This window comes from Psychrobacter sp. UBA2514 (assembly GCF_002341255.1).
In the GTDB taxonomy this organism is placed as follows: Bacteria; Pseudomonadota; Gammaproteobacteria; order Pseudomonadales; family Moraxellaceae; genus Psychrobacter; species Psychrobacter pacificensis.
Genome location: NZ_DDNS01000005.1, coordinates 23,059 through 23,634 on the forward strand (window position 1 = coordinate 23,059; position 576 = coordinate 23,634).

Annotated in this window: 1 protein-coding gene; it reads left to right on the plus strand. The window is 51.0% G+C overall.

What is annotated here, in order from left to right:
* Positions 1-67: 67 nt before the first annotated feature.
* A partial coding sequence (locus B3V51_RS01460) for an AGE family epimerase/isomerase (protein ID WP_286707844.1) occupies positions 68-576 on the plus strand: 509 nt, incomplete at its 3' end.

Below are 576 nucleotides of genomic sequence, written 5' to 3' on the forward strand. Positions count from 1 at the left end.
CTTGCTTGCCAAGACAGTAGCTTCGTGACTGGGCAGACGCTACATATCAATGGTGGGATGATTACCAATGGCTGATATCATGGATTCTCCTGACTCTTCTGACCTGCTATCTGTCTGTTGGGCAGATAGCAGTACTCATCGCCGTTGGTTGCTCGCTGAAGGACAACGTTTGCTCGATCATTATGCCAAAGCGCGCGTGCCATCAGGGTTTGCTACTTTGGGTCACGATGGCAACATGGTAGATGACACAGCAAAGAGCATCATCACTGCGAGGATGGTGCATTGCTATGCGCTAGCGGCACTAATGGGTATACCGGGGACGGCAACACTTGCTGACCATGGCCTAGATGCGTTACTTGATGGCCCATTGCGCGACTCGGTACATGGCGGTTGGTTCAGTGATGCTTCTTCAACTCATGAAAACCCATCACGCAAAAACGCCTATCTGCATGCGTTTGTCGCGCTTGCTGGCGCGTCTGCTAGCATTGCTGGTCGCCCGCGCGGTACAGAGTTGATGGAGGCTGCAATAACAATCATTGATCAGCATTTTTGGTTAGAAGATGAGCAATCAATGCT